Source organism: Kitasatospora sp. NPDC036993, from assembly GCF_055607525.1.
The window spans coordinates 91,509-110,864 of record NZ_JBVJRP010000007.1 but is presented as its reverse complement, the minus strand read 5'-3'; the positions used below and the strand labels follow the sequence as shown (position 1 = coordinate 110,864).

At 74.5% G+C, this 19,356-nt stretch carries 19 protein-coding genes; 9 read left to right on the top strand and 10 right to left on the bottom strand.

Going from position 1 to position 19,356, the window contains the following annotated elements; all coding sequences use genetic code 11:
• Window positions 1-80 precede the first annotated feature (80 nt).
• From ACZ7C5_RS16785 to eccB, 7 genes are all read right to left on the bottom strand, one after another.
• Window positions 81-380 (bottom strand): hypothetical protein, encoded by a 300-nt coding sequence (locus ACZ7C5_RS16785; RefSeq protein WP_188296902.1) that lies wholly within the window; start codon window positions 378-380, stop codon window positions 81-83.
• Window positions 373-822, bottom strand: a complete 450-nt coding sequence (locus ACZ7C5_RS16780; protein ID WP_401083950.1) for a YbaB/EbfC family nucleoid-associated protein — start codon at window positions 820-822, stop codon at window positions 373-375. The genes ACZ7C5_RS16785 and ACZ7C5_RS16780 overlap by 8 nt, the downstream gene beginning before the upstream one ends.
• Window positions 823-1,017: 195 nt before the next feature.
• A complete protein-coding gene (locus ACZ7C5_RS16775) occupies window positions 1,018-3,465 on the bottom strand; it encodes a hypothetical protein (protein ID WP_470322827.1) in 2,448 nt (815 codons plus the stop codon).
• A 100-nt stretch (window positions 3,466-3,565) separates the two neighbouring features.
• Window positions 3,566-3,931 carry a hypothetical protein gene (locus ACZ7C5_RS16770; protein WP_470322826.1) on the bottom strand — a complete coding sequence of 122 codons (366 nt, stop codon included), beginning with the start codon at window positions 3,929-3,931 and terminating at the stop codon, window positions 3,566-3,568.
• Window positions 3,932-3,950: 19 nt separating this feature from the next.
• Entirely contained in the window at window positions 3,951-4,250 is a 300-nt protein-coding gene (locus tag ACZ7C5_RS16765) for a WXG100 family type VII secretion target (RefSeq protein WP_401083944.1), read from the bottom strand.
• Between the two features lie 32 nt (window positions 4,251-4,282).
• Window positions 4,283-4,594, bottom strand: a complete 312-nt coding sequence (locus ACZ7C5_RS16760) for a hypothetical protein (protein ID WP_401083942.1) — start codon at window positions 4,592-4,594, stop codon at window positions 4,283-4,285.
• Window positions 4,595-4,694: 100 nt separating this feature from the next.
• A complete protein-coding gene (eccB, locus tag ACZ7C5_RS16755; protein WP_470322825.1) occupies window positions 4,695-6,176 on the bottom strand; it encodes a type VII secretion protein EccB in 1,482 nt (493 codons plus the stop codon).
• A gap of 367 nt (window positions 6,177-6,543) precedes the next feature.
• Here eccB and ACZ7C5_RS16750 point away from each other — a divergent pair, with 367 nt between their 5' ends.
• The 6 genes from ACZ7C5_RS16750 to ACZ7C5_RS16725 all read left to right on the top strand — a co-directional run bounded on the left by ACZ7C5_RS16750 (window position 6,544) and on the right by ACZ7C5_RS16725 (window position 13,656).
• Complete coding sequence (locus ACZ7C5_RS16750; protein WP_401083938.1) at window positions 6,544-8,076, top strand: flavin monoamine oxidase family protein; 1,533 nt, start codon at window positions 6,544-6,546, stop codon at window positions 8,074-8,076.
• Window positions 8,073-9,431: a glutamate-cysteine ligase family protein gene (locus ACZ7C5_RS16745; RefSeq protein ID WP_470322824.1), complete on the top strand. Its 1,359-nt coding sequence runs from the start codon at window positions 8,073-8,075 to the stop codon at window positions 9,429-9,431. The genes ACZ7C5_RS16750 and ACZ7C5_RS16745 overlap by 4 nt, the downstream gene beginning before the upstream one ends.
• Before the next feature lie 151 nt (window positions 9,432-9,582).
• On the top strand, window positions 9,583-9,840 hold the full coding sequence (locus tag ACZ7C5_RS16740; RefSeq protein ID WP_470322823.1) for a hypothetical protein: 258 nt from the start codon (window positions 9,583-9,585) through the stop codon (window positions 9,838-9,840).
• Window positions 9,841-9,954: 114 nt separating this feature from the next.
• Complete coding sequence (locus tag ACZ7C5_RS16735) at window positions 9,955-11,166, top strand: MFS transporter (RefSeq protein ID WP_401083933.1); 1,212 nt, start codon at window positions 9,955-9,957, stop codon at window positions 11,164-11,166.
• A gap of 153 nt (window positions 11,167-11,319) precedes the next feature.
• Window positions 11,320-12,042, top strand: coding sequence for a class I SAM-dependent methyltransferase (locus ACZ7C5_RS16730; RefSeq protein ID WP_401083931.1), 723 nt, complete (start codon window positions 11,320-11,322; stop codon window positions 12,040-12,042).
• Window positions 12,043-12,306: 264 nt separating this feature from the next.
• On the top strand, window positions 12,307-13,656 hold the full coding sequence (locus ACZ7C5_RS16725) for an MFS transporter (protein WP_470322822.1): 1,350 nt from the start codon (window positions 12,307-12,309) through the stop codon (window positions 13,654-13,656).
• 63 nt (window positions 13,657-13,719) lie between these two features.
• Here ACZ7C5_RS16725 and ACZ7C5_RS16720 read toward each other — a convergent pair whose 3' ends face one another.
• The 3 genes from ACZ7C5_RS16720 to ACZ7C5_RS16710 are packed head-to-tail and all read right to left on the bottom strand — an operon-like array spanning window position 13,720 to window position 15,892.
• Entirely contained in the window at window positions 13,720-14,121 is a 402-nt protein-coding gene (locus tag ACZ7C5_RS16720; protein ID WP_401083927.1) for a pyridoxamine 5'-phosphate oxidase family protein, read from the bottom strand.
• A gap of 59 nt (window positions 14,122-14,180) precedes the next feature.
• Window positions 14,181-14,810, bottom strand: coding sequence for an MBL fold metallo-hydrolase (locus ACZ7C5_RS16715; RefSeq protein WP_401083925.1), 630 nt, complete (start codon window positions 14,808-14,810; stop codon window positions 14,181-14,183).
• Entirely contained in the window at window positions 14,807-15,892 is a 1,086-nt protein-coding gene (locus ACZ7C5_RS16710; protein ID WP_401083923.1) for an S-(hydroxymethyl)mycothiol dehydrogenase, read from the bottom strand. The genes ACZ7C5_RS16715 and ACZ7C5_RS16710 overlap by 4 nt, the downstream gene beginning before the upstream one ends.
• Before the next feature lie 644 nt (window positions 15,893-16,536).
• On the opposite strand from ACZ7C5_RS16710, the gene ACZ7C5_RS16705 reads away from it, so the two are divergent.
• The 3 genes from ACZ7C5_RS16705 (at window position 16,537) to ACZ7C5_RS16695 (ending at window position 19,349) form a co-directional block, all read left to right on the top strand.
• Complete coding sequence (locus ACZ7C5_RS16705; RefSeq protein ID WP_401083921.1) at window positions 16,537-17,751, top strand: cytochrome P450; 1,215 nt, start codon at window positions 16,537-16,539, stop codon at window positions 17,749-17,751.
• Window positions 17,748-18,005, top strand: coding sequence for a ferredoxin (locus tag ACZ7C5_RS16700; protein WP_317620079.1), 258 nt, complete (start codon window positions 17,748-17,750; stop codon window positions 18,003-18,005). The genes ACZ7C5_RS16705 and ACZ7C5_RS16700 overlap by 4 nt, the downstream gene beginning before the upstream one ends.
• Before the next feature lie 147 nt (window positions 18,006-18,152).
• Entirely contained in the window at window positions 18,153-19,349 is a 1,197-nt protein-coding gene (locus tag ACZ7C5_RS16695) for an MFS transporter (protein WP_470322821.1), read from the top strand.
• Window positions 19,350-19,356: the final 7 nt, after the last annotated feature.

Below are 19,356 nucleotides of genomic sequence, written 5' to 3'. Positions count from 1 at the left end.
GGGAGCCGGTGGGGACGGTGAGGGGGACGGAAGGCGGGGCGGGGAGCGGGGCGGGGAGCGGGGAGGTGCGGTCGGGCCGGTCAGACCTGGCCCTTGGCGTCGTCCTCCGCGTTCTGCAGGATCACGGAGGTCCGCTGGCCCTTGAGGCCGAGCTTCTCCACCTCGGTGCTCACCTGCCTGAACAGCCTGAACAGGTCGGCGGTCGCGCCGTCCACGTTGTCGTGGTAGGTCTTGCCGATCTCGTCGTGACCGGCCGACTCCTTGTTGAAGGTGTTGATCTCGTCGGTCCGCCGGCCGATGTCGTCGAGGATCTCCGACACCCGCGCGAACCTCTTGAACTTGTTCTGGAGGTCCGCGGAGGCGTTCAGCTGCTCAGCCACGGAACTCCTCCTGCCGGTCGCGCCTGCGCCGCTCCTCCGCGGCCGCGTCCTCGGCGAACCCGGGGCGCATGTCCCGCAGCGGCGCGAAGAGTTCGTCCAGTTCGGTGCCGCCGGTCATCGAGGCCCTGAGGGTCTCGCCCAGCCCGCTGAACGCCCCCATCCGCTCGGCCATCCGCTCGCCGAGGTCGGCCCGGGCGGTGTTCAGCACGTCGGCGAGCACCGTCCCGAGCTGGGCCGGCGCCATCGACCGGTACGCGGTGGTGTGGAAGACCAGGGACACCACCTGGCCCTGTGCGCCGACCGTCGCGGTGACCATCCGGTCCTTGGTGGTCGCCGAGGCGGTGGCCGCCTGCAACTCCTTCGCCGCCTCGGCCATCTTGACCTGCTGCTCCGCCAGAGCGGCCATGGCCTGCTCGATCTGCTCGGCGTACGAGAAACTCATCCGTCCGCGCCTCCCGTCTCTGTCCCGGTGTCCCGTTGGCGCGTCCCGGGCCCGGGGGATCGGGCCCGGAACGCGCCGGCTCGTGGGGTCGTACGGTTCTCTCTACGGACGGGGCGCGGCCCGCGGTTCGACGCCGGGCCGGATCGGTCCGGCCACCCCGGGCCGACAGGCCGGATCGACCGGCCGGGCGGTCCGTCAGCGACCGATGACGCCCGTCACGGCGTCCGAGTCGGTGCCCCAGACCTCCTCGTCCTCGGCCAGCCAGGTGGTGCGCTGCCGCTCCTTCTCGCCCTGGCCGGGCGCGCCGCCGGCCCCGGCCCCCATCGGGGGGACCATCGGTCCGCCCATGCCGCCGGTCGTGGACATGCCCCGGCCCATCAGCTGGGCCTCCTCGGCGGCGGCGCCGGCCGCGGCCCGGCCGGCCGCCGTGGCACGGCTCGCGGCGGCCTCCTCGGCGGCCAGCACGGCCGTCGGCTTGACGCCCATGGCCTCCGCCAGACGGCCGCCGACGCCCAGCCCGGGCGGGCCGGAGGCGATCCCGCCGACGGTCTTCGGGCCGGCTCCGCCACCGCCCACGGGCTCGCCGAACAGGCCGGACCCGGTCCTGACGGAGCCCGCGCCGTCGCCGGAGCCGCCCGAGCCGAAGGAGACGCCGCTGCCGCCGATCGAACCGGGCAGCCCGGACCAGTTACCGGACCAGCCGCCGCCCCCGCCGCCGGTACGGATGTCTCCGACGCCCTTGGAGAGCGCGTACTCCTCGTCGGTGAGCAGTTGCTCGAACTGCGAGACCGGCCGCCCGTTCGCGTCCCGGACGGTGCCGTCCTCGCCGATGGTCCGGTCCTTGCCGAGCACCACCGGGTTGCCGTTGCGGTCCTTCAGCAGCGTGCCGTCCGGGGTGGTGACCGTTCCGTCGTCGTTGCGCTTCGAGCCCGGCGGCACCTTGAACGGCGTGCTGGAGCTCGAACCCGTGCCGCCCGACCCGGTGGTGGAGCCGCCGGAGCCGGTACCGGGCTGGCCCACCACGGTGCCCGCCGGCACCTGCCGGGGCTTGCCGTCCTTGTCCAGCAGCGGCTTGCCGTCCTTGTCGACCAGCTGGCCCTTGTCGTTGACCCGGGTGCCGGGCGGGACCATCTGCGGCTTGCCGTCCTTGTCGAGCAGCGGCTTGCCGTCCTTGTCCAGCAGCGGAACCATGCCGGCGCTGCCGCCGCCACCGGTGCCGCCGATGCCCCCGATCCCGCCGATGCCCCCGGTCTTCCCGCCCTTGCCTCCGCTGCCGCCGCCCGAACCGCCGCCCGTACCGCCGCCGATCCCGCCGATGCCGCCCGTACCGCCGCCGGTGCCGCCGATCCCGCCGGTGCCACCCCCACCGGTGCCGCCCCCGTCACCGCCGGCGCCACCGCCGAGGTTCGGGTTGCTGACGTCGGTCTTCGGCCCGTTCCCGTCACCGCCCTTGCCGTCGGGGGTCTCGACCTTGTCCTTGGGCAGGTCGAGCGTCACCGGCCTGATCGGCAGCAGGAGCCTGCTCGCGGCGTCGTAGGCGTCGGACAGGGCCCTCCCCGCGGTGGTCGCGGCCGCGTCGAGCTTGTCCACCACCCAGGCGTTCCACTTCTCCTTCGCCTTGGCGTCCAGCTGCTTGACGAAGGCGCCCAGGGACTCCTTGTTGACGCCGTCCTTGGTGGTCGCCAGGGTGACGCCGTTGCCCGAGACCGTGGCGTCGGCCGAGAGGCTCCCGTCGTCGTAGCTGATCGTGGTGAGGGTGAGGACCGCGGTGAAGTTCTTGACCAGCTCGGTGAACGCGAAGTGCACGCAGGTGTACGGCGAGGAGAAGCTGCCGCCGGCGGAGCCGTCGGTGTACTGCCAGTGCTCGCCCTTGTCGCTGTTCGGTCCGGCGCTCTCCAGGGTGGAGTTCCCCCTCCACGCCTCGTAGCCCGAGGTGTACATGTGCGCCTGCTGGGCCCTCAGGGCGTCCCCGGCATCCTTCAGCTTGGTGACGATGGGGTTGGCCGCGGGCGGGTCCCCGGCCTTCCCCTTGTACGCGCCGAGGTCGCCGCTGAGCCCGAAGTGCATGGCCAGGAACTCGTTCTCCAGGCCGTACAGGACCTCCTTGAAGCGGCCGGCCGCCGTCCCCTGGAACTCGCTGTCCGAACCGCCCACGTCGTTGAACCAGGTGTTCACCTTCTTCCGCTGCTCCACGAAGAAGGTGTCGACCTCGCCGACGATCCGCGAGGCGTCCCACAGCGTCGGGGGCGCCGTGACCTCGTTGCCGGTGCAGTTCCCCCAGATCGACGGGCCGAGGATGTCGCCCGGGTTGGACTTGAACCGGGTGAACAGGGTCGCCGTCGCGTCGCCCTCCTTGCCGTCCCAGAACGGCCAGTTGCAGGTCACGCCCAGGATCGTGCTGTAGGTGCCGCCGCCTTCGACCAGGTACACCCACTCGGCCCACATGTCGTATCCGGCGTCGCCCTTGGCGATGCCGTTCTGGACCTTGCGCCTGTCGTTGTTGCTCTTGGTGTCCGTGATCAGGTAGTAGGCCTGGATCCAGTCGGCGCCGGTCACGTCGGTCCGCTTCACGACATCGCTGTGGTCCGTCCCGGCGAACACCTTCAGCATCTGCTCCCAGGTGTAGGGCGTTTGGTCGGCCATGGTCATCCTCCGGGCAGGGTGGAACGGTTCTCGGGCAGCGGTGTGCCGCCGGCTCCGGAGGGGCGCGTGGCCCTCCGGAGCCGACGGCGGTCTCCCGACGTCAGGGGAGCTTGCTCGTCGGGGCGACGCCGCCGAGCACGTCGTGGAGGATCTCCAGCATCTGGGCCTCCGAGAGGGCTTCGCCGTCCCCCTCGTGGAGCGTCCTCCCCGCCTTCAGCAGGTCGTTGACGATGTCGTCGATCGTCTTGCGGACGGCCTCGATGCCGTCCCCCACGCTCTTCGCGTACTCGACGTAGGCCTGCTTCAGCGCCTTGGCCGACGGGAACGAGTCCTGGCCCGCCTTCAGCGCCGCCGGCGCCTTCAGCCAGGCCACCTTCTGGCCGTTCACGTCCTGCTCGAAGCTCCGCAGGTCCGCGAGCCGGCCCTCCAGGTAGGCGACCGTGATGTTGGTGGTGTCACCGCTCATGCGTGGGCCTCCGTCCTCGTCAGGCGAACTGCTTGCCGGCCTGAGTGTCGGACTCCTTCATGGTCTCGTGCATGCGGTCGAGCGTGGCCGCCGCCGCCGTGATGTCCTGCTCCATCTGCTGGTCGTTCGCCGACACGGCCGCGGAGAACTCGTGGAACGCCGTGGCGGCGACACCCTGGAAGTGCCCGTTGTCGATCACGGCGCTCAACTTGCTGAGGAGCTCCTTCAGGTTGGTCTGCATCATGGAGCCTGCCGCGCGCAGTTCGTTCGCGGACTGCTCGACCGTCTCGTGGTGGAGGTGGATGTTGCCGAAGTCCATGGGTACCTGATCCTTTTGTTCGTGACGGAGCGTCAGTCGCCCTGAAGGCCGTAGTAGATGCCGTCGGCGGCGTGGGCGCGCGCCTCGTCCTCGGCCGCGGTGAGGATCTGGTTGGCCCCCTGGGTCGACTGGACGAAGCGCTCGAAGGCCCCGATGACCTGCTGGTAGCGCGTCATCCAGTCCTCGACCCGCTGCTGGAACACGGTGCTGGCGCCGGAGATGTAGCCGCCGGCCAGCTCCTCCTTGATCCGCTCGACCGTGCGGCCGGCGGTCACCATGCTCTCGATCTGCTGCTCCAGGCTGGCGAGGACCTGCCTGATCGCCTCGTCTTCCTTCGTCAACATGCCCGGTGTGGCCATGCTCTGCTCCCTTCCCTTCGCTCGCCGGGCGGGCCGCCCGGCGGAGACATCTGATCGGCTCAACGGCCCTGCGGCAGGCCCTGGTTCAGCTGCACGAAGACGGCCCCTGAGCCGCCGCCGGGGTGGCCGCGAGGGTGCCGGCGGCCGAGGACGGGGCCCCCGTGCCGTCACCCAGCGCCGCCGGGTCCAGGCTCGGCCCGGCCGGCAGCAGGGCCACCACCGCGGCCGGGACGGACACCGGTGTCGTACCGCCGTACCCGAGCTGCTGGGCGACCGCCGCCGAGGGCAGCGGGTAGCGCACCCCGCCCTCGGTGACCAGGTACTCCGTGCTGCCCGCGCCGGCGCCCGACACCGCCCGCACCAGGGCGCCGCGCCCCGGCCGGACGGCGATCCGGTCGGCGACCACGCAGGCCCCGCCCGCGGTGCCGGCCGGCACCGCCGGGGGGCGGCCCGCGTCCGCCTGGGCGACGGGCAGCACGGTGACGGCGGTCGTCGGGGCGGTGCCCGCGGTGTGCAGGTCCGCGCAGACGCCCTCGCCGGACAGCGGCGTGACCAGCGTCGGCGGCGCCTCCGGGAGCCCCTGGGACGGCGGGCCGCCGGGCGCGGTGTGCCCGGCGAGGTCCATCGCGCCGATCGACGCGGGCACCGGGGCGGCGCTGCCGTACGCGTCCTTCTGGGTGCGCGGATCGCCGAGCAGCAGCGCGTACAGCGTCGGGGTGAGCGGCACGAGGCCGTCCTTGGTGAGCAGGTGGTGGGCGCCGCCCGGGGCCGTGAAGAGCTGGCCGATCCGGGTCGGCTTCCCGCCCAGCGCCGGGCCCGCCTCACCGCGCCTGGCGACGGCGGGCGCGGCCAGGTCGGGCCCGGCGGGCAGCGCGTTCAGCACGCCGGCCGGCACCGGGAAGGGGGCCGTGCCGCCGTAACCGAGCGCCTGGAGCGCCTGGTTGGCGGTGTCGACCCGCAGTCGCTGACCCTGCCAGAGCAGGTGCACCGAGCCGTCCGGGACGGCCACCAGCAGGCCCTGGGCCGGCGTCAGCGCCCGCCCCTCGGCGGCCGGGTCCACCAGCAGGCCGAGCCGCGGCGCGGGGGCTCCGGTCGGGCCCGGCTGGACGGTGCCGCAGACCAGCCAGGTGCCGCCGGCCAGGTCGGCGGCGGGCGGCAGCCCGTCCGGGGCACCGACGATCCCGACCGGGGTACCGCGCGGCGCGTCCGCGATCGACGCCCGGCTCACCTGCCGCACCGTCATCCGATCGCCGGCCAGCAGCCTGGCGCTGGTGTCGTTCAGCACCGGATGCAGCTGCCCGCCGACGGACAGGTACCTGGCGCCGGTCTCCTCGACCACCACCAGCGTGCCGGGCTTGGCCCAGCCCTCGCCGCCGCCGGGCCTGATCACCCCGTACACCGTGACGCCCAGCCCGATCAGCACCCCCACCGCCAGGCCCGTCATGGTGCCCCGGGTGGTCCGCCCGGTGGGGGTGTCCGGCGCGTCGGGCTCCGCCCGCAGCATGCCCGAGGCCACCCTGCTCATCACGAACAGGTGTGCCTGCACCTGGTCGCGTCGGGACTGCATCCAGTTCCTCCCCGGTTCCTCGCGGACGCGCGCGCCGCTTCGCGGCCGCACCGCTGCGCGCGCCCACTACGGACCTACGGCCCGCGCCACCGGCCCGGTTCACCGGCCGGGACGGCGCCCCGGCGGACCGCCACGGAGGGGACGGGCGGGGCGCAGGCGAACCACGCGTACTGGACGCCATCGCCCGGATGCCTCAGGGTGAGACCGGCGCCCGGCGCCCGGCCGGGCGCACCGAGGCCCCGCCGGACCCCGTCGCCGTCGCAGTCCGTCCCACCCCCGTCACCCACGTCGGCGCCGCGCAGTGGCGCCCGCGGGAGGCCTCGCCGAGGCTGGGACGGGGGTCCCGCCTCAGATGGGTACGGTGCCGATGTTCGATACGAGCTTTGCGTTCCCGCGTTCGCTGGAGGAGCCCGTCGCCGGTGCCAGGGGCCGCGTCGCCGTGATCGGGGCGGGCATCGCCGGCCTGGTGTGCGCGTACGAGCTGCAGCGCCGCGGGTTCGACGTCGTCGTGTACGAACGGGCGAACCGTCCGGGCGGGCGGGTGCGCACCCACCGGTTCTGGGACGGCACCCACGTGGACCTCGGCGCCATGCGCATCCCCGGCAACCACCACTGCGTGCTGCACTACGTCTCCCGGTTCCGGCTGGCGACCCGCCCGTTCGTCAACGCCAACCCGCGCGCCTACTACCACCTGCGCGGCCGCCGGGTCCGGGTGCAGGACGTGGCCGCGCTGTTCCCCGCGTACGAGCTGCGCCCGGACGAGCGGCGGCCCCCGACGCCGGTGCTGGACCAGCTGCTCGGCTCGGTGTGGTCCACCCTGACCCTCGAACAGCAGCGCCGCACCCTGGAGGGCCACTGGGACGACCCCGCGCTGGAGCGGGCGGCCTCGGTGTCGCTGTGGCAGTTCGTCCACGAGCACCTGTCACAGGACGCCTGGGAGCTCTTCGGCCACGCCAGCGGCCTCGCCCACTACGAGCAGTCCTCGCTGCTGGAGGTGCTGGTCGACTACTTCGGCCTGTTCCACCGCGGTCAGGTCGAGCTGGTCGACGGGCTGGACGCGCTGGTCCACGCCTTCGTCGCCGCGCTGCGCCCCGGCACGCTCCGGCTCTCCACCCAGGTCGACGAACTGGCGCTGACCACGGACGGCGTCCGGCTGCACGGCCGGCGGATCGGCGCCCGGCTGCACGAGGACGTCGACTACGTGGTGTGCTGCGTCCCTGCGCCCGCGCTCGACCGGATCACCGTCACCCCGGGCCTGCCGCACGCCCAGCAGCACGCCGTCCGCGGCATCAGCTACGCGAGCAGCAGCAAGACCGTCCTGCACCTCACCCGCCGCCGCTGGGAGCTGGAGGACGGCATCCACGGCGGCGGCAGCTTCACCGACCTGCCGATCCAGCAGTGCTGGTACCCGTCCGACAACGCGGTACGCGGCAAGGGCGGGGCCAACGGCAGCCCGGGCCCGCGCTGGACCGCGCGCGACCCGCTGCGCTCGGCCGAGCCGACGGCCCTGCTCGGCGCGTACCTGTGGGGCGCCAACGCCCGCCGCTTCGCCGCGCTGGAGACGGCCGACCGGGACGCCCTGGTGCTGGACTGTCTGGAACGGCTCCACCCGGGTATCACCGGGGACGTGGACGACATCGTGCACTGCAACTGGGACGTGCAGACCGGCATGGGCGGCGGTGCCTTCGCCCATCTGACACCCGGCGAGCACACCCGCTACCTGAGCGTGCTCGGCTCCCCGTACCCGGCGGAGCGGCCGCGGGTCTTCTTCGCCGGCGAGCACCTGTCCGGCGCCCATGCCTGGTGCCAGGGCGCGGCGCAGTCCGCCCTGAGCGCGGTCGGCGCGGTGCTCGACCGGGCCGGGCACCCCCGGGTCACCACCCGGGTGGGGGCGGTGTGACGGGCACCGGGGCCGGAGCGGAGCTGGGACGGGCCGAGCTGCTCGCGCCGTTCCGCCCCGGCCGCAGTGAGCGGGTCGGCATGGAGGTCGAATGCGGCCTGGTCGACCCGGCCACCGGGCTGGCCGCCCGCTACTCCGGCGAGCGCGGCGTGCTGGCCGTCCTGGAGGCGGTGCTGGACGGGTGGGGCGGCGAGCGGCAGGAGGACGCCGGGCGGCTGACCGGCGTCCTGCTCCCGGACGGCAGCCAGATCACCCTGGAGCACGGCGGCCAGATCGAGTACTCCTCGGCGCCGGTCCCCTCGGTGGCCAGGGCGGTGGACGACATGCGCGCCGCCCTGGAGCGACTCGCCGAGCTGGTCGGCCGGTTCGGCCTGGCCCTGCTGCCCGGCGCCAACCTGCCCTTCGACCGGCTGGCCGACGTGCGGTGGGTGCCGATGACCCGCGGCGCCATCATGCGGGACTACTTCGCCGGACTGGGCGAGCCCGGCGGCCGGGCCCGGTACGTGATGGCGCTGTCGCTGTCCACCCAGGTCACCCTGGACCACCTCTCCCCCGAGGACCTCGCCCGGAAGCTGCGGATGCAGATGGCCGCCGCCCCCGTGGTCTCCGCACTGCTCGTCAACTCACCGATCCAAGAAGGCAGTTCGAGTAGCGGCCTGCTGTCCCACCGGTGCTGGGCCTGGCTCCGGATGGACCCGCGCAGGGGCGGGGTGCTGCCGCCCGCGCTGCGCCCCGGCGTCACCGCCGAGGAGATCGCCGACTGGGCGCTCGGCCTCCCGCTGATCCACTACCGCACCCCGGACGGCCGCTACCACCGGGCGCCCGACCGCCCCTTCGCCGAGCTGCTCCGGCACGGCTACCCGGACGGCTCGCGGCCGACCCGGGCGCACTGGGCCGCCCACCTCAACCAGATCTGGACCAACACCAGGGTCCGCGGCACCCTGGAGCTGCGCGCCTCCGACGGTCCGCCGTACCCGTTCATCCCGGCCGTCCCCGCGCTCTGGGCCGGGCTCACCTACCACCCCGGGTCCCGGGAGGCCGTCTGGGAGCTGCTCGGCCGCCACACCCTGTCCGACCACCGGGCGGCGCTCGCCGAGCTGCCCGCCCTCGGGCTCGCCACCCGCCTGGGCGGCGAGCCGGTCCGGCCGCTGGCCGCCGAACTGCTCCGGCTGGCCAGGGCCGGTCTGGCCGCCCGGGTGGCGGCGGGCCTGGAACCGCCGCACGTCCTCGGGTACCTGGACCCGCTGGACGAGATCGTCGCCACCGGGCGGACCTTCGCCGAGCAGTGCCGCGAGCGCTGGCACGGCGACCTGCGCCACGACCCGGCCCGCTACGTCGCCGCGTACCGGGTCTGAGCCCGCGGACCGGCCGGGAGCCGCCCGCGCGTCAGCAGACCGTCAGCGCGGTGTCAGCAGTGCGTCAATCCGGGCTCCGGCGGGCGCGGGGCGGCGGAAGCTGGACGGACCGCACCTGCACGCACCGCAGGTCGTCCCGGAGGTGATCCGCATGTCCGTCCTCGCCGCGTTCCATTCCGCCGTCCCCGACGTGCGCCGCCGCGGCCACGACCTGCGCACCGCGTGCGCGCGGGTGCTGGACCGCCTGGCCGCCAGCCCGCTCGACAACCCGGTGCTCGGCGCCATCGGCACACCCCGCCCGGCCGGTCGGCCGAGCAGGGTACCGGCCGGGCTGCGGGCCCACTGGCACCCCGTGACCAGGGAGGACGGCCGCACCGCCCTCGAAGCGGAGTGGCAACCGGAGCACTGACTCCGCGAACGCCCCCGACCCGTCCCGCATCCGCCGGGCGCGGACGGCCGTTCGGCCCAGCGCTCCCCCGGGCGACGGCGGGCCGGGGCCGGAGCGCGCGCCTATGGTGGGCGAATGACCGACCGTCGGCCCGCTCGGCCCCCTCGGACCGCCGTCGCCCGGGCGGGCCACCTCGTCGCCGCCGCCGCCTTCGCCGTCTGCATGGCCGGCACCACCCTGCCGACCCCGCTCTACGGGCTGTACCAGGAGAAGATCGGCTTCTCCGAGCTGACGGTGACGGTCGTGTTCGCGGTGTACGCCTTCGGCGTCATCGGCGTCCTGCTGCTGGTCGGCAACGTCTCCGACGCGGTCGGCCGCCGGCCCGTCCTGCTCTGCGGGCTGGCCTGCTCCGCCGCCAGCGCCGTCGTCTTCCTGGCCGCCGACAGCGTCGCCCTGCTCTGCCTGGGCCGACTGCTGTCCGGACTGTCGGCGGGCCTGTTCACCGGCACCGGGACGGCGTACGTGCTGGAGCTCGCCCCGCCCGGGCGGCGGGCCCGCGCGAGCTTCGTCGCGACCGCCGCCAACATGGGCGGGCTCGGCTGCGGACCGCTGCTGTCGGGCGTGCTCTCGCAGTACGCGCCGCACCCGCTGGTGCTGCCGTTCGCCGTGCACCTGGGGCTGCTCGCCGTCTCGTTCGCGCTCACCCGGCTGCTGCCGGAGACCGTCGCCGGGGCCCGTCCGCTGCGCACGGCCAGACCCGTCCGGCCGTCCCTGCCGCCGGAGGTCCGCCGGGTGTTCGTGCCGGCCGGAGTCGCCGCCTTCGCCGGCTTCTCCCTGCTGGGCCTGTTCACCTCGGTCAGCCCGGCCTTCCTCGCCGTCGACCTGGGCGTCCACAACCGCGCGGTCGTCGGCCTGGTGGTCTTCACCGCGTTCTTCGCCTCCACCCTCGGCCAGCTCCTGGTGCCCAGGCTCGGCACCGCCAGGGCGATCCCGCTGGGCTGCCTGGTGCTGATCGCCGGAATGGCCCTGCTGGCCTCCTCGCTCGCCTGGGAGGTCCTGCCGCCGCTGGTGCTCAGCGCCCTGGCGGGCGGCGCCGGGCAGGGCATGGGCCTGCGCGGGGCGGTGGGCGAGGTGGCCGCGGCCGCTCCCGCCGAGCACCGCGGCGGCGCGCTCTCGGCGCTCTTCGTGGTCGCCTACTTCGGCATCTCGATCCCGGTCATCGGGGTGGGCCTGCTCACCGGCCCGCTCGGACTGGCCCACGCCGGCCTGGTCTTCGCCGGCTGCATGGCCGTGCTCGCCGCCGTCTCCGGGGTCTACCTGCTGCGCCAGGCGCGCACCTTGAACTGAGCGCCGCGCTCCGTCCGCACGCGCCCCCCGGGCCCTCCCGCACGCCCGCACGCGGTTGCCGCCGGGGCCGGGTGCCGATAGACACGGTCACAGCACCGCCCTTGACGGCACTGGGCGCGACAGCACTGGGCGTGACATCCGGAGGTCCCCGCCATGAGCGTGACGAATCGGTACCGGGACGCCTGGGAGGGCTTCTGGCGCGACGCGCCCGAGGAGCCGGGCTCGGTGATCTGGGACGCGGCGCCGGCCCTCAGCGCCGAGCGCCACCTGACGCTCTTCCGCCCCCACCTGGCCGACCCCACACTGCCCGTCGTCGACCTGGGCTGCGGCAACGGCACCCAGACCCGCTTCCTCGCCGAGCACTTCCCCCTCGTCCTCGGGGTCGACCTGTCCGCAGCCGCCCTCGACCGCGCCCGGCGCGGCGACCCGGCCGGGCGGGCCGAGTTCACCCGGTTGGACGCCACCGACGCCGAGGCCGTCCGGGCCCTCCACCACCGCCTCGGCGACGCCAACGTGTACGTGCGCGGGGTGATCCACCAGAGCGATCCGGCCGACCGGCCGGCGGTGGCCGAGGCCGTCGCCACCCTGCTCGGGGTCCGCGGCAGGGCCTTCGTGTTCGAGCTCTCCGAGGCGGCCAAGGAGGTCCTGACCGGCCTGGCCCGCGGCGCGGACGGACCGCCGCCGAAGCTGCGCCCGGTGTTCTCCCACGGACTGACCCCCGCCGAGGTGGCCGACGCGGCCTTCCCCGAGTTGTTCCGCGCCGCCGGCCTGACCGTCCTCGCCACCGGCGACCTGCCGCTGGCCACCACGGAGACCGCCCCCGACGGCACCCGGATCGACCTGCCCGCGCACTGGCTGGTGGCAGGCCCGGCCTGAACCCGGCGGGGCCTCCTCCCACGCCGGCCCGGCTGACGCCACGTCGGTTTCCGGCCATCCTCCCGGCCCCGCCCCTTCGGGACGGGCGGCACCGGCGAGCCCGCCGTGCCCGGTCACCGCTGGTCAGGCCCGCACCCCTCGCGTACGCCAAATCCCCCTCACCGCAGGTCTCCTGGCGCGTTCACGGGCCGGAGCAACGACGGTGGTCGAAGCATCGGACCCGTCGTGTTCTGCTGGACCTCGCCCGACACAGGAGTCTGATACATGGGATCCTCCACGGCCGAGGAATCGTCCGTACCCGCGGAGTCCGGCCCACCCGCGACACCGGCCACGACCTCGGGCCAGGTCCCGCCCCCGGCTCCGGTCCCGGAGTCCGTGCCGCTGCGCCGGCACCGCCCCCTGCTGCTGCTGGTCACGGAGCAGATGACGAGTTCGGTGGGGCGCCAGGTCACCGCGCTGGCGCTGCCGCTGCTGGCCATCGCCCATCTGCACGCGGGCCCGCTGGGCTCCTCGGCGCTGATGGCGATGACCTACCTGCCCGGCGTCCTGCTCAGCCCGCTGATCGGCGTCGCCGTCGACCGGGCCCGGCTGCGGCGGATGCTGGTGGCCGTCTCCTGGTTGCAGGTCCCCGCCGTCGGCAGCGTGCCGCTCGCGGCCGCGCTGGACGGTCTGACCTGGCCGCACCTGTTCGCCGCGGCGGCCGCCTCCGGGGCGCTGGGCTCCTCCCAGAGCATCGCCCTGCAGTCCTGCCTGCCCCGCGTGGTACCCACCGGACGCCTGCTGCCGGCCAACTCCTCGCTCACCGGCGCCAGGACCGTCGGCCTGATCGGCGGACCGGCGCTCGGCGGCATCCTGATCGGCGTGGTCGACCCGGCCCCGGCACTGCTGGTCGAGTGCGCCGCCTACCTCGTCGGCGGGGCCCTGTTCCTCGCGCTGCCGGCCGCGCTGAACCGGCCGGCGCAGGAGCCTGGCGGCGGTGCGCGGTCCCGCGTCGAGGCCCTGCGGGAGGGCCTCGCGGTCATCCGGCGCGAGACCCTGCTGCGCCGCCAGGCCCTCGCCGCGGCCGGGCTCAACCTGGGCGGCGGGGCCGGCGGCGGCCTGTTCGTCCTGTACGCCGACCGGGAGCTGCACCTGCTCCCGTGGCAGCTCGGCGCGGTCTACGCCGGGTACGCCGTCGGCATGGGCACCGGTGTGCTCGTCGCGACCTCCGTCACCCGGGCGCTGGGGATGGCCCGGGCCATCCGGCTGTGCGCCGTGAGCGCGGGGGCCGCTCTCTTCCTCATCCCCGCGGCCTCCCTGGGGGCGGCCTTCCCGGTGCTGGTCCTGTACCAGCTGCTGTTCGGGCTGCTGGCGACGGTGTGGTCGATCGCCATGACCACCGGACGTCAGCTGGTCACCCCCGCCCACCTGCTGGGCCGCGTCAACGCCTTCCTCCAGGCCGTCCTGACCGCCACCCTGCCCGTCGGCGCCTTCGTCGGCGGGTGGCTCGCCTCCCGGGTCGGCATCGTGCCGGTGCTGGTCGGTGCGGCGGCCGTCGCCCTGGCGGGCGCGAGCAGTCTCTGGTTCCCGCGCGACATGCTCGCCGGGATCGAGCGGGCCGCGCAGCCGTCCTGAGGCCCCGGCGCCGGAGAACGGTCGTTCCGGTAGTGAGAACGGCCGTTCCAGGAACGGGGGTTCTCAGGCCCGGCCGAGGACCCGGTCGACGGTGATCTCGATGACCACCCGGTCCGGGTTGACCCGCGGCTCCCGGTAGCGCTCGGTGTAGCGGCGCTCCGCCTCGGCGACCTGCCCCGGCTCGTCGCGGACGACCGCCACGCCCTCCAGGGTCGACCAGCGCGCCCGGTCCACCTGGCAGACCGCGACCCGCTGCCCCTGGGGCCCGGCCTCGGCGACGTTGCGGGCCTTGCGGCTGGTGCGGCTGGTGATGACCCGGGCGGTGCCCGTCTCCGGCTGGTACGTCACGCCGACCGGCACCACGTGCGGGGTGCCGTCCGGGCGGGTGGTGGTCAGCGTGGAGATGTGCCGCTCCTGCCAGAAGGAGAGGAAGGAGTCGTCGAGGTCGCGCGGGTCGTGGGCCATGACCGGGATGGTACGGCCCCGGGGGAACGGTCGTTCCCCCGGGGCCGTACGGGCGGGCGTCAGTGCCCGCGGGCGATCCACTCCGGCAGCGCCGGGGCCTCGGCCCCGATGGTGGTCGGGTCGCCGTGGCCGGTGCGCACCACGGTCTCGGCCGGGAGCGTCAGCAACCGCTCGCGGATCGAGTCGATGATGGTCGGGAAGTGCGAGAACGACCGGCCGGTGGCACCCGGGCCGCCGTGGAACAGGGTGTCGCCGGTGAAGACGGTGCCCAGCGCGGGCGCGTACAGGCAGACCGCGCCGGGCGCGTGGCCCGGGGTGTGCAGCACGGTCAGCTCGATGCCGGCCACCTCGATCCGCTGACCGTCGGCCAGCTCGCCGTCCGGGAGCCGCTCGGGGTGGGTGAGCTTCCAGAGCGGCAGGTCGTCGGGGTGCAGCAGGATCGGCGCACCGGTGCGGGCGGCGAGGGCCGGGGCCGCGTCGATGTGGTCGTTGTGCGCGTGGGTGGAGACGATCGCCACCAGCCGGCGCCCGCCGAGCGCGGCCTCGATGGCCTCGGCGTCGTGCGCGGCGTCGATCACCACCGCCTCCTCGTCGTTCCCGACGATCCAGACGTTGTTCTCCACCTCCCAGCTGCCGCCGTCGAGTTCGAAGGTCCCGGCGGTGACCAGCCGGTCGACGCGCCCGCTCACAGGACCACCACCGAACGGAGGACGTCGCCGTGGTGCATGCGCTCGAAGGCCTGCTCCACCTGGTCGAGCTCGATGGTCTCGGTGACGAAGGCACCGAGGTCCAGGCGGCCCTGGCGGTAGAGGTCGATCAGCATCGGGAAGTCCCGCGAGGGCAGGCAGTCGCCGTACCAGGAGGACTTCAGCGCGCCGCCGCGGCCGAAGACGTCGAGCAGCGGCAGCTCCAGGGTCATCTCCGGGGTCGGCACGCCGACCAGGACGACGGTGCCGGCCAGGTCGCGGGCGTAGAAGGCCTGCTTGTAGGTCTCCGGCCGGCCGACCGCCTCGACCACCACGTCCGCGCCGTTGCCTCCGGTCAGCTCGCGGATCGCCTCGACCGCATCGGTGGTGCGGGAGTTGACGGTGTGGGTGGCGCCCAGCTTGCGGGCGGTCTCCAGCTTGCGGTCGTCGATGTCCACCGCGATGATCTTCGACGCGCCCGCCAGCCGGGAGCCCATCACGGCCGCGCCGCCGACGCCGCCGCAGCCGATGACGGCGACCGAGTCGCCCCGGCCGACGTTGCCGGTGTTGATCGCGGCGCCGAGGCCCGCCATCACGCCGCAGCCCAGCAGGCCCGCGACGGCCGGCTCGGCGGCCGGGTCCACCTTGGTGCACTGGCCGGCCGCGACCAGGGTCTTCTCGGCGAACGCGCCGATGCCCAGCGCCGGGGACAGCTCGGTGCCGTCCAGCAGCGTCATCTTCTGCTTGGCGTTGTGGGTGGCGAAGCAGTACTGCGGGCGGCCCCGCTTGCACGCGCGGCACTGGCCGCACACCGCACGCCAGTTGAGGACCACGAAGTCGCCGGGCTCGACCTCGGTGACGCCCTCGCCGACCGACTCCACGATGCCCGCGGCCTCGTGGCCGAGCAGGAACGGGAACTCGTCGTTGATGCCGCCCTCCCGGTAGTGGAGGTCGGTGTGGCAGACGCCGCAGGCCTGGATCCGGACCACCGCCTCACCCGGGCCGGGGTCGGGCACCACGATCGTGGTCACCTCCACGGGCGCGCCCTTGGCGCGCGCGATCACTGCCTTGACCTGCTGGGGCATCCGATTCCACCTCCGTCTGCCGGTGCGGCTCTGCACCCGGCGTGACCTGCGAAGAAAAACTGCGAGAAGACCTGCCCACGAAGCGTAACGCCCACCCGGCCGGCCACCGGCGGAGCCCCGTGGGGCGCCCGTCCCGATCCGGTGTGATACGGCGCGCCACACCTGCCGCCGACAGGTCCGCCCCCCCTGTGACGGGCTCACGAGGCCTCCTGTGGCAAGTGCCACCCGAGTACCCGTCGAGGGCTCGGAGACAGCCGGGCGCGCTGGTGGCGACAGGGGCGCACAGGTGGCGCTGAGCGCCCGTCAGTGCGCCTCGAAGTGCCCGGAAAGCACCGGCGTTGGCTGGAAGTGCCGCAGACGGGCGCCCCGCCGCCCACGTACGGTCGTAGCAGAGACGGTCCACGCGACCACGCTCAGCACACCCGCCCCATCAGACGGCGCGCGACCGTGCGCCGTCCGCGCCGGGTGCGTACCGACCGTGCGCCCCCGCACATTTCGCGCCATTCCCCGTAGGAGCCCGACCGACCCCCCGGCCCGTGTCGAGCCGCCAGCCGGCCGCATCACCCGTCCCCCCGCACCATCCCCGGATCCACCCCCCGTCGGGCCGCGCCCCGCGGCCCACCGCCCTGGAGTCTGGAGTACGGATGTCCACCGAGAACAGTGCGACCAGTGCCGGCACCGCCCCGCTCCCCCCGCTGCACTGCATGCGCAAGCTCGAACCCGGCCCGCCCCGCCTGGCCGCGCTGCCCACCGGCACCCCGGTCTGGCTGGTCAGCCGGCACGCGGACGTGCGGCAGGTGCTGACCGACCCGCGCCTGGGCCGCGCCCCGCTCTACGCGCCGGACGCCCCGCCGATCACGGTCACGCCCAACATCCTCGACGACCCGCAGAGCATGCTGAACATCGACGGCACCGAGCACCAGCGGCTGCGCCGCACCGTGCAGCGGGCCTTCACCCCGCGCGCGATCGAGCGCTGGCGGCCCTGGGTGGCCTCGGTGATCGAGTCGCTGATCGACGAGCTGATCGACCAGGGCTCCCCCGCCGACATCATCGCCGGCTACTCCCGCCCGCTGCCGGTCGCGGTGATCAGCCGGCTGATGGGCCTGGACAACCTGGACAGCAAGCGGCTCGCGCACTGGAGCGACCACGCGCTCTCCACCACCGCGTTCTCCGCCGAGGCGATCGTCACCGCGATGACCGAGTTCGCCGCCTTCGGCGCCGAGGTGATCGCCGAGCGCCGGGCCGCCCCCGGCGAGGACCTGGTCAGCAGCCTGCTCTCGGCCGCCGCCGAGGACGGCTCGATCGCCGAGGGCCAGCTGGTCGCACTGGTCATCGGCCTGGTCGTGGCCGGACACGAGACCACCATGACCAGCCTCGGCAACGCCCTGGTCTACCTGCTCCAGGACGGCCGCGAGGCCTGGCAGCGACTCTCCTCCGACGAGGCCAGCGCCGCCGCCGCGACCGAGCAGCTGCTGCGCGCCGTGCCGCTCGGCGACGCCCAGGAGCACATGCCCGGGCTGATGCGCCGCACCGTCGAGGACGTCGAGATCGGCGGCGTGGTCATCCCGGCCGGCAGCGTGGTCGCCGCCGACGCCTCCGCCGCCAACCAGGACCCGGCGGTGTTCACCGAGGACCTGCGCACCGAGCTGTTCTCCCCGTTGGCCGCCCCCATGCTCACCTTCGGCGCCGGGCCGCACCACTGCCTGGGCGCCTGGCTGGCCCGGATGGAGCTGGAGCTCGCCCTGCACCGGCTGGCCCGGCGGCTGCCCTCCCTGCGGCTGGCCGACGCGGTCGAGCAGATCGACTGGCGGCGCGGCCTGCTGACCCGTAGCCCGAACTCGCTGCGGGTGACCTGGTGACCGGCCGCGCGGACACCGACCCGGTGGTCGTCCGGGTCGACCAGGACCGCTGCATCGGCTCCGGGATGTGCGCCATCAGCGCCCCCGACTCGCTGGCCCTCGGCGCCGACGGGCTGGCCGCCCCGCTGGCCGAATACGCCGACGGTGGAGCGGAGTTGACGGACGGCCTGAGCGACGCGGTGGACTTCTGCCCGGTCGAGGCGCTCAGCCTCCACTCGGCCCGCGGCGGCTACCGGATCGCCCCCGCGGACTGAGCCCGCCCGGGTGGCTCCCGCCGCGGTCGTCGCGGCGGGAGCCACCGGGAGGCACCGGGAGCCACCGAATGATCGATGAGCCAGGCTGATGGGTCGATGAGCTTATCGATCTTGTTCGACCCGTCCGCCGGCTGGTGAGCTGGCCGCATGACAGACGCGGAAACCCTCGCCCCACCCACCGGTCCACCCGGTGCCCACCGCTGGTCCCCGGTCCTCGCCGTGGCACTCGCCACCTTCACCGTGGTGTCCTCCGAGATGATGCCGGTCGGCCTGCTCACCCCGATGTCCCACAGCCTCGGGGTCACCGACGGGGTCGCCGGGCTCTCCCTCACCATCACCGGCCTGATCGCCGCCGTCCTCTCCCTCTTCGCCCCGCGGCTCGTCGGCCCACGCGACCGCAGGACCGTCCTGGTCGCCTTCATGCTGCTGCTCGCCCTGGCCGACGCGGTGACCGCACTGGCACCGGACTTCGCGGTGCTGTCCGCCGGCCGCGTCCTGCTCGGCGCCGCCATGGGCATCGTCTGGGGCCTCGCCGCCGGCGTCGGCCCCCGTCTCGCCGACGGCCCGCGCGTCGCGCTCGCGATGACGCTGATCTTCTCCGGCGTCTCCATCGCCTCGGTGCTCGGCATCCCGCTGGGCGCCTACCTGGCCGCACTGCTCGACTGGCGCGCCGCGTTCTGGGCGCTCGCCCTGCTCGGTGTCGTCTCCGCCGCCGTCCTCGCCGTCACCCTGCCCGCACTGCCGGTGCACGAGCGCGGACGGCCCGGCGGGCCGGGCGGCGCCCCGCGCCACCGGGGCGTCGCCGCCGGGATCGCGATCACCGCCTTCGTCGTGCTCGGCCACTTCGCCGGCTACACCTACGTCCGCCCGGTCCTCGAAGCCGGCGCGGGCCTGAGCGGCGGCGTGATCGCCGCCTGCCTGCTGGTGTACGGACTCGCGGGCGTCGCCGGGAACTTCACCCTCGGCCCGCTGTCCGGGCGCCGCCCGAGGACCGCCGTCGCCGTCGCCCTCGCGGGGGTCACGCTGGCCGCCGTCCTGCTCCCGTACGCCACCGGCGGAGTCGTCACCGTGCTGCTCGTCCTGGTCCTCTGGGGCGTCTCGTACGGCGGGGTGTCGGTCTCCACCCAGACCTGGGTCCGCATCGCGGACCCGGCCGGGATCGAGGCCTCGGCGGCGGTCTGGGCGGGCGTGTTCAACGCGAGCATCGCGCTCGGTTCCCTCGCCGGCGGGCTGGTGGTCGACCGGGCCGGGAACCACGCCGTCCTGTTCACCGCGGCCGGGCTGGCGGCGGTCGGGCTGCTGATCGCCCTGTTCGCCAGGCCCGACGCCCGACCGGCAGCATGACCGGCGG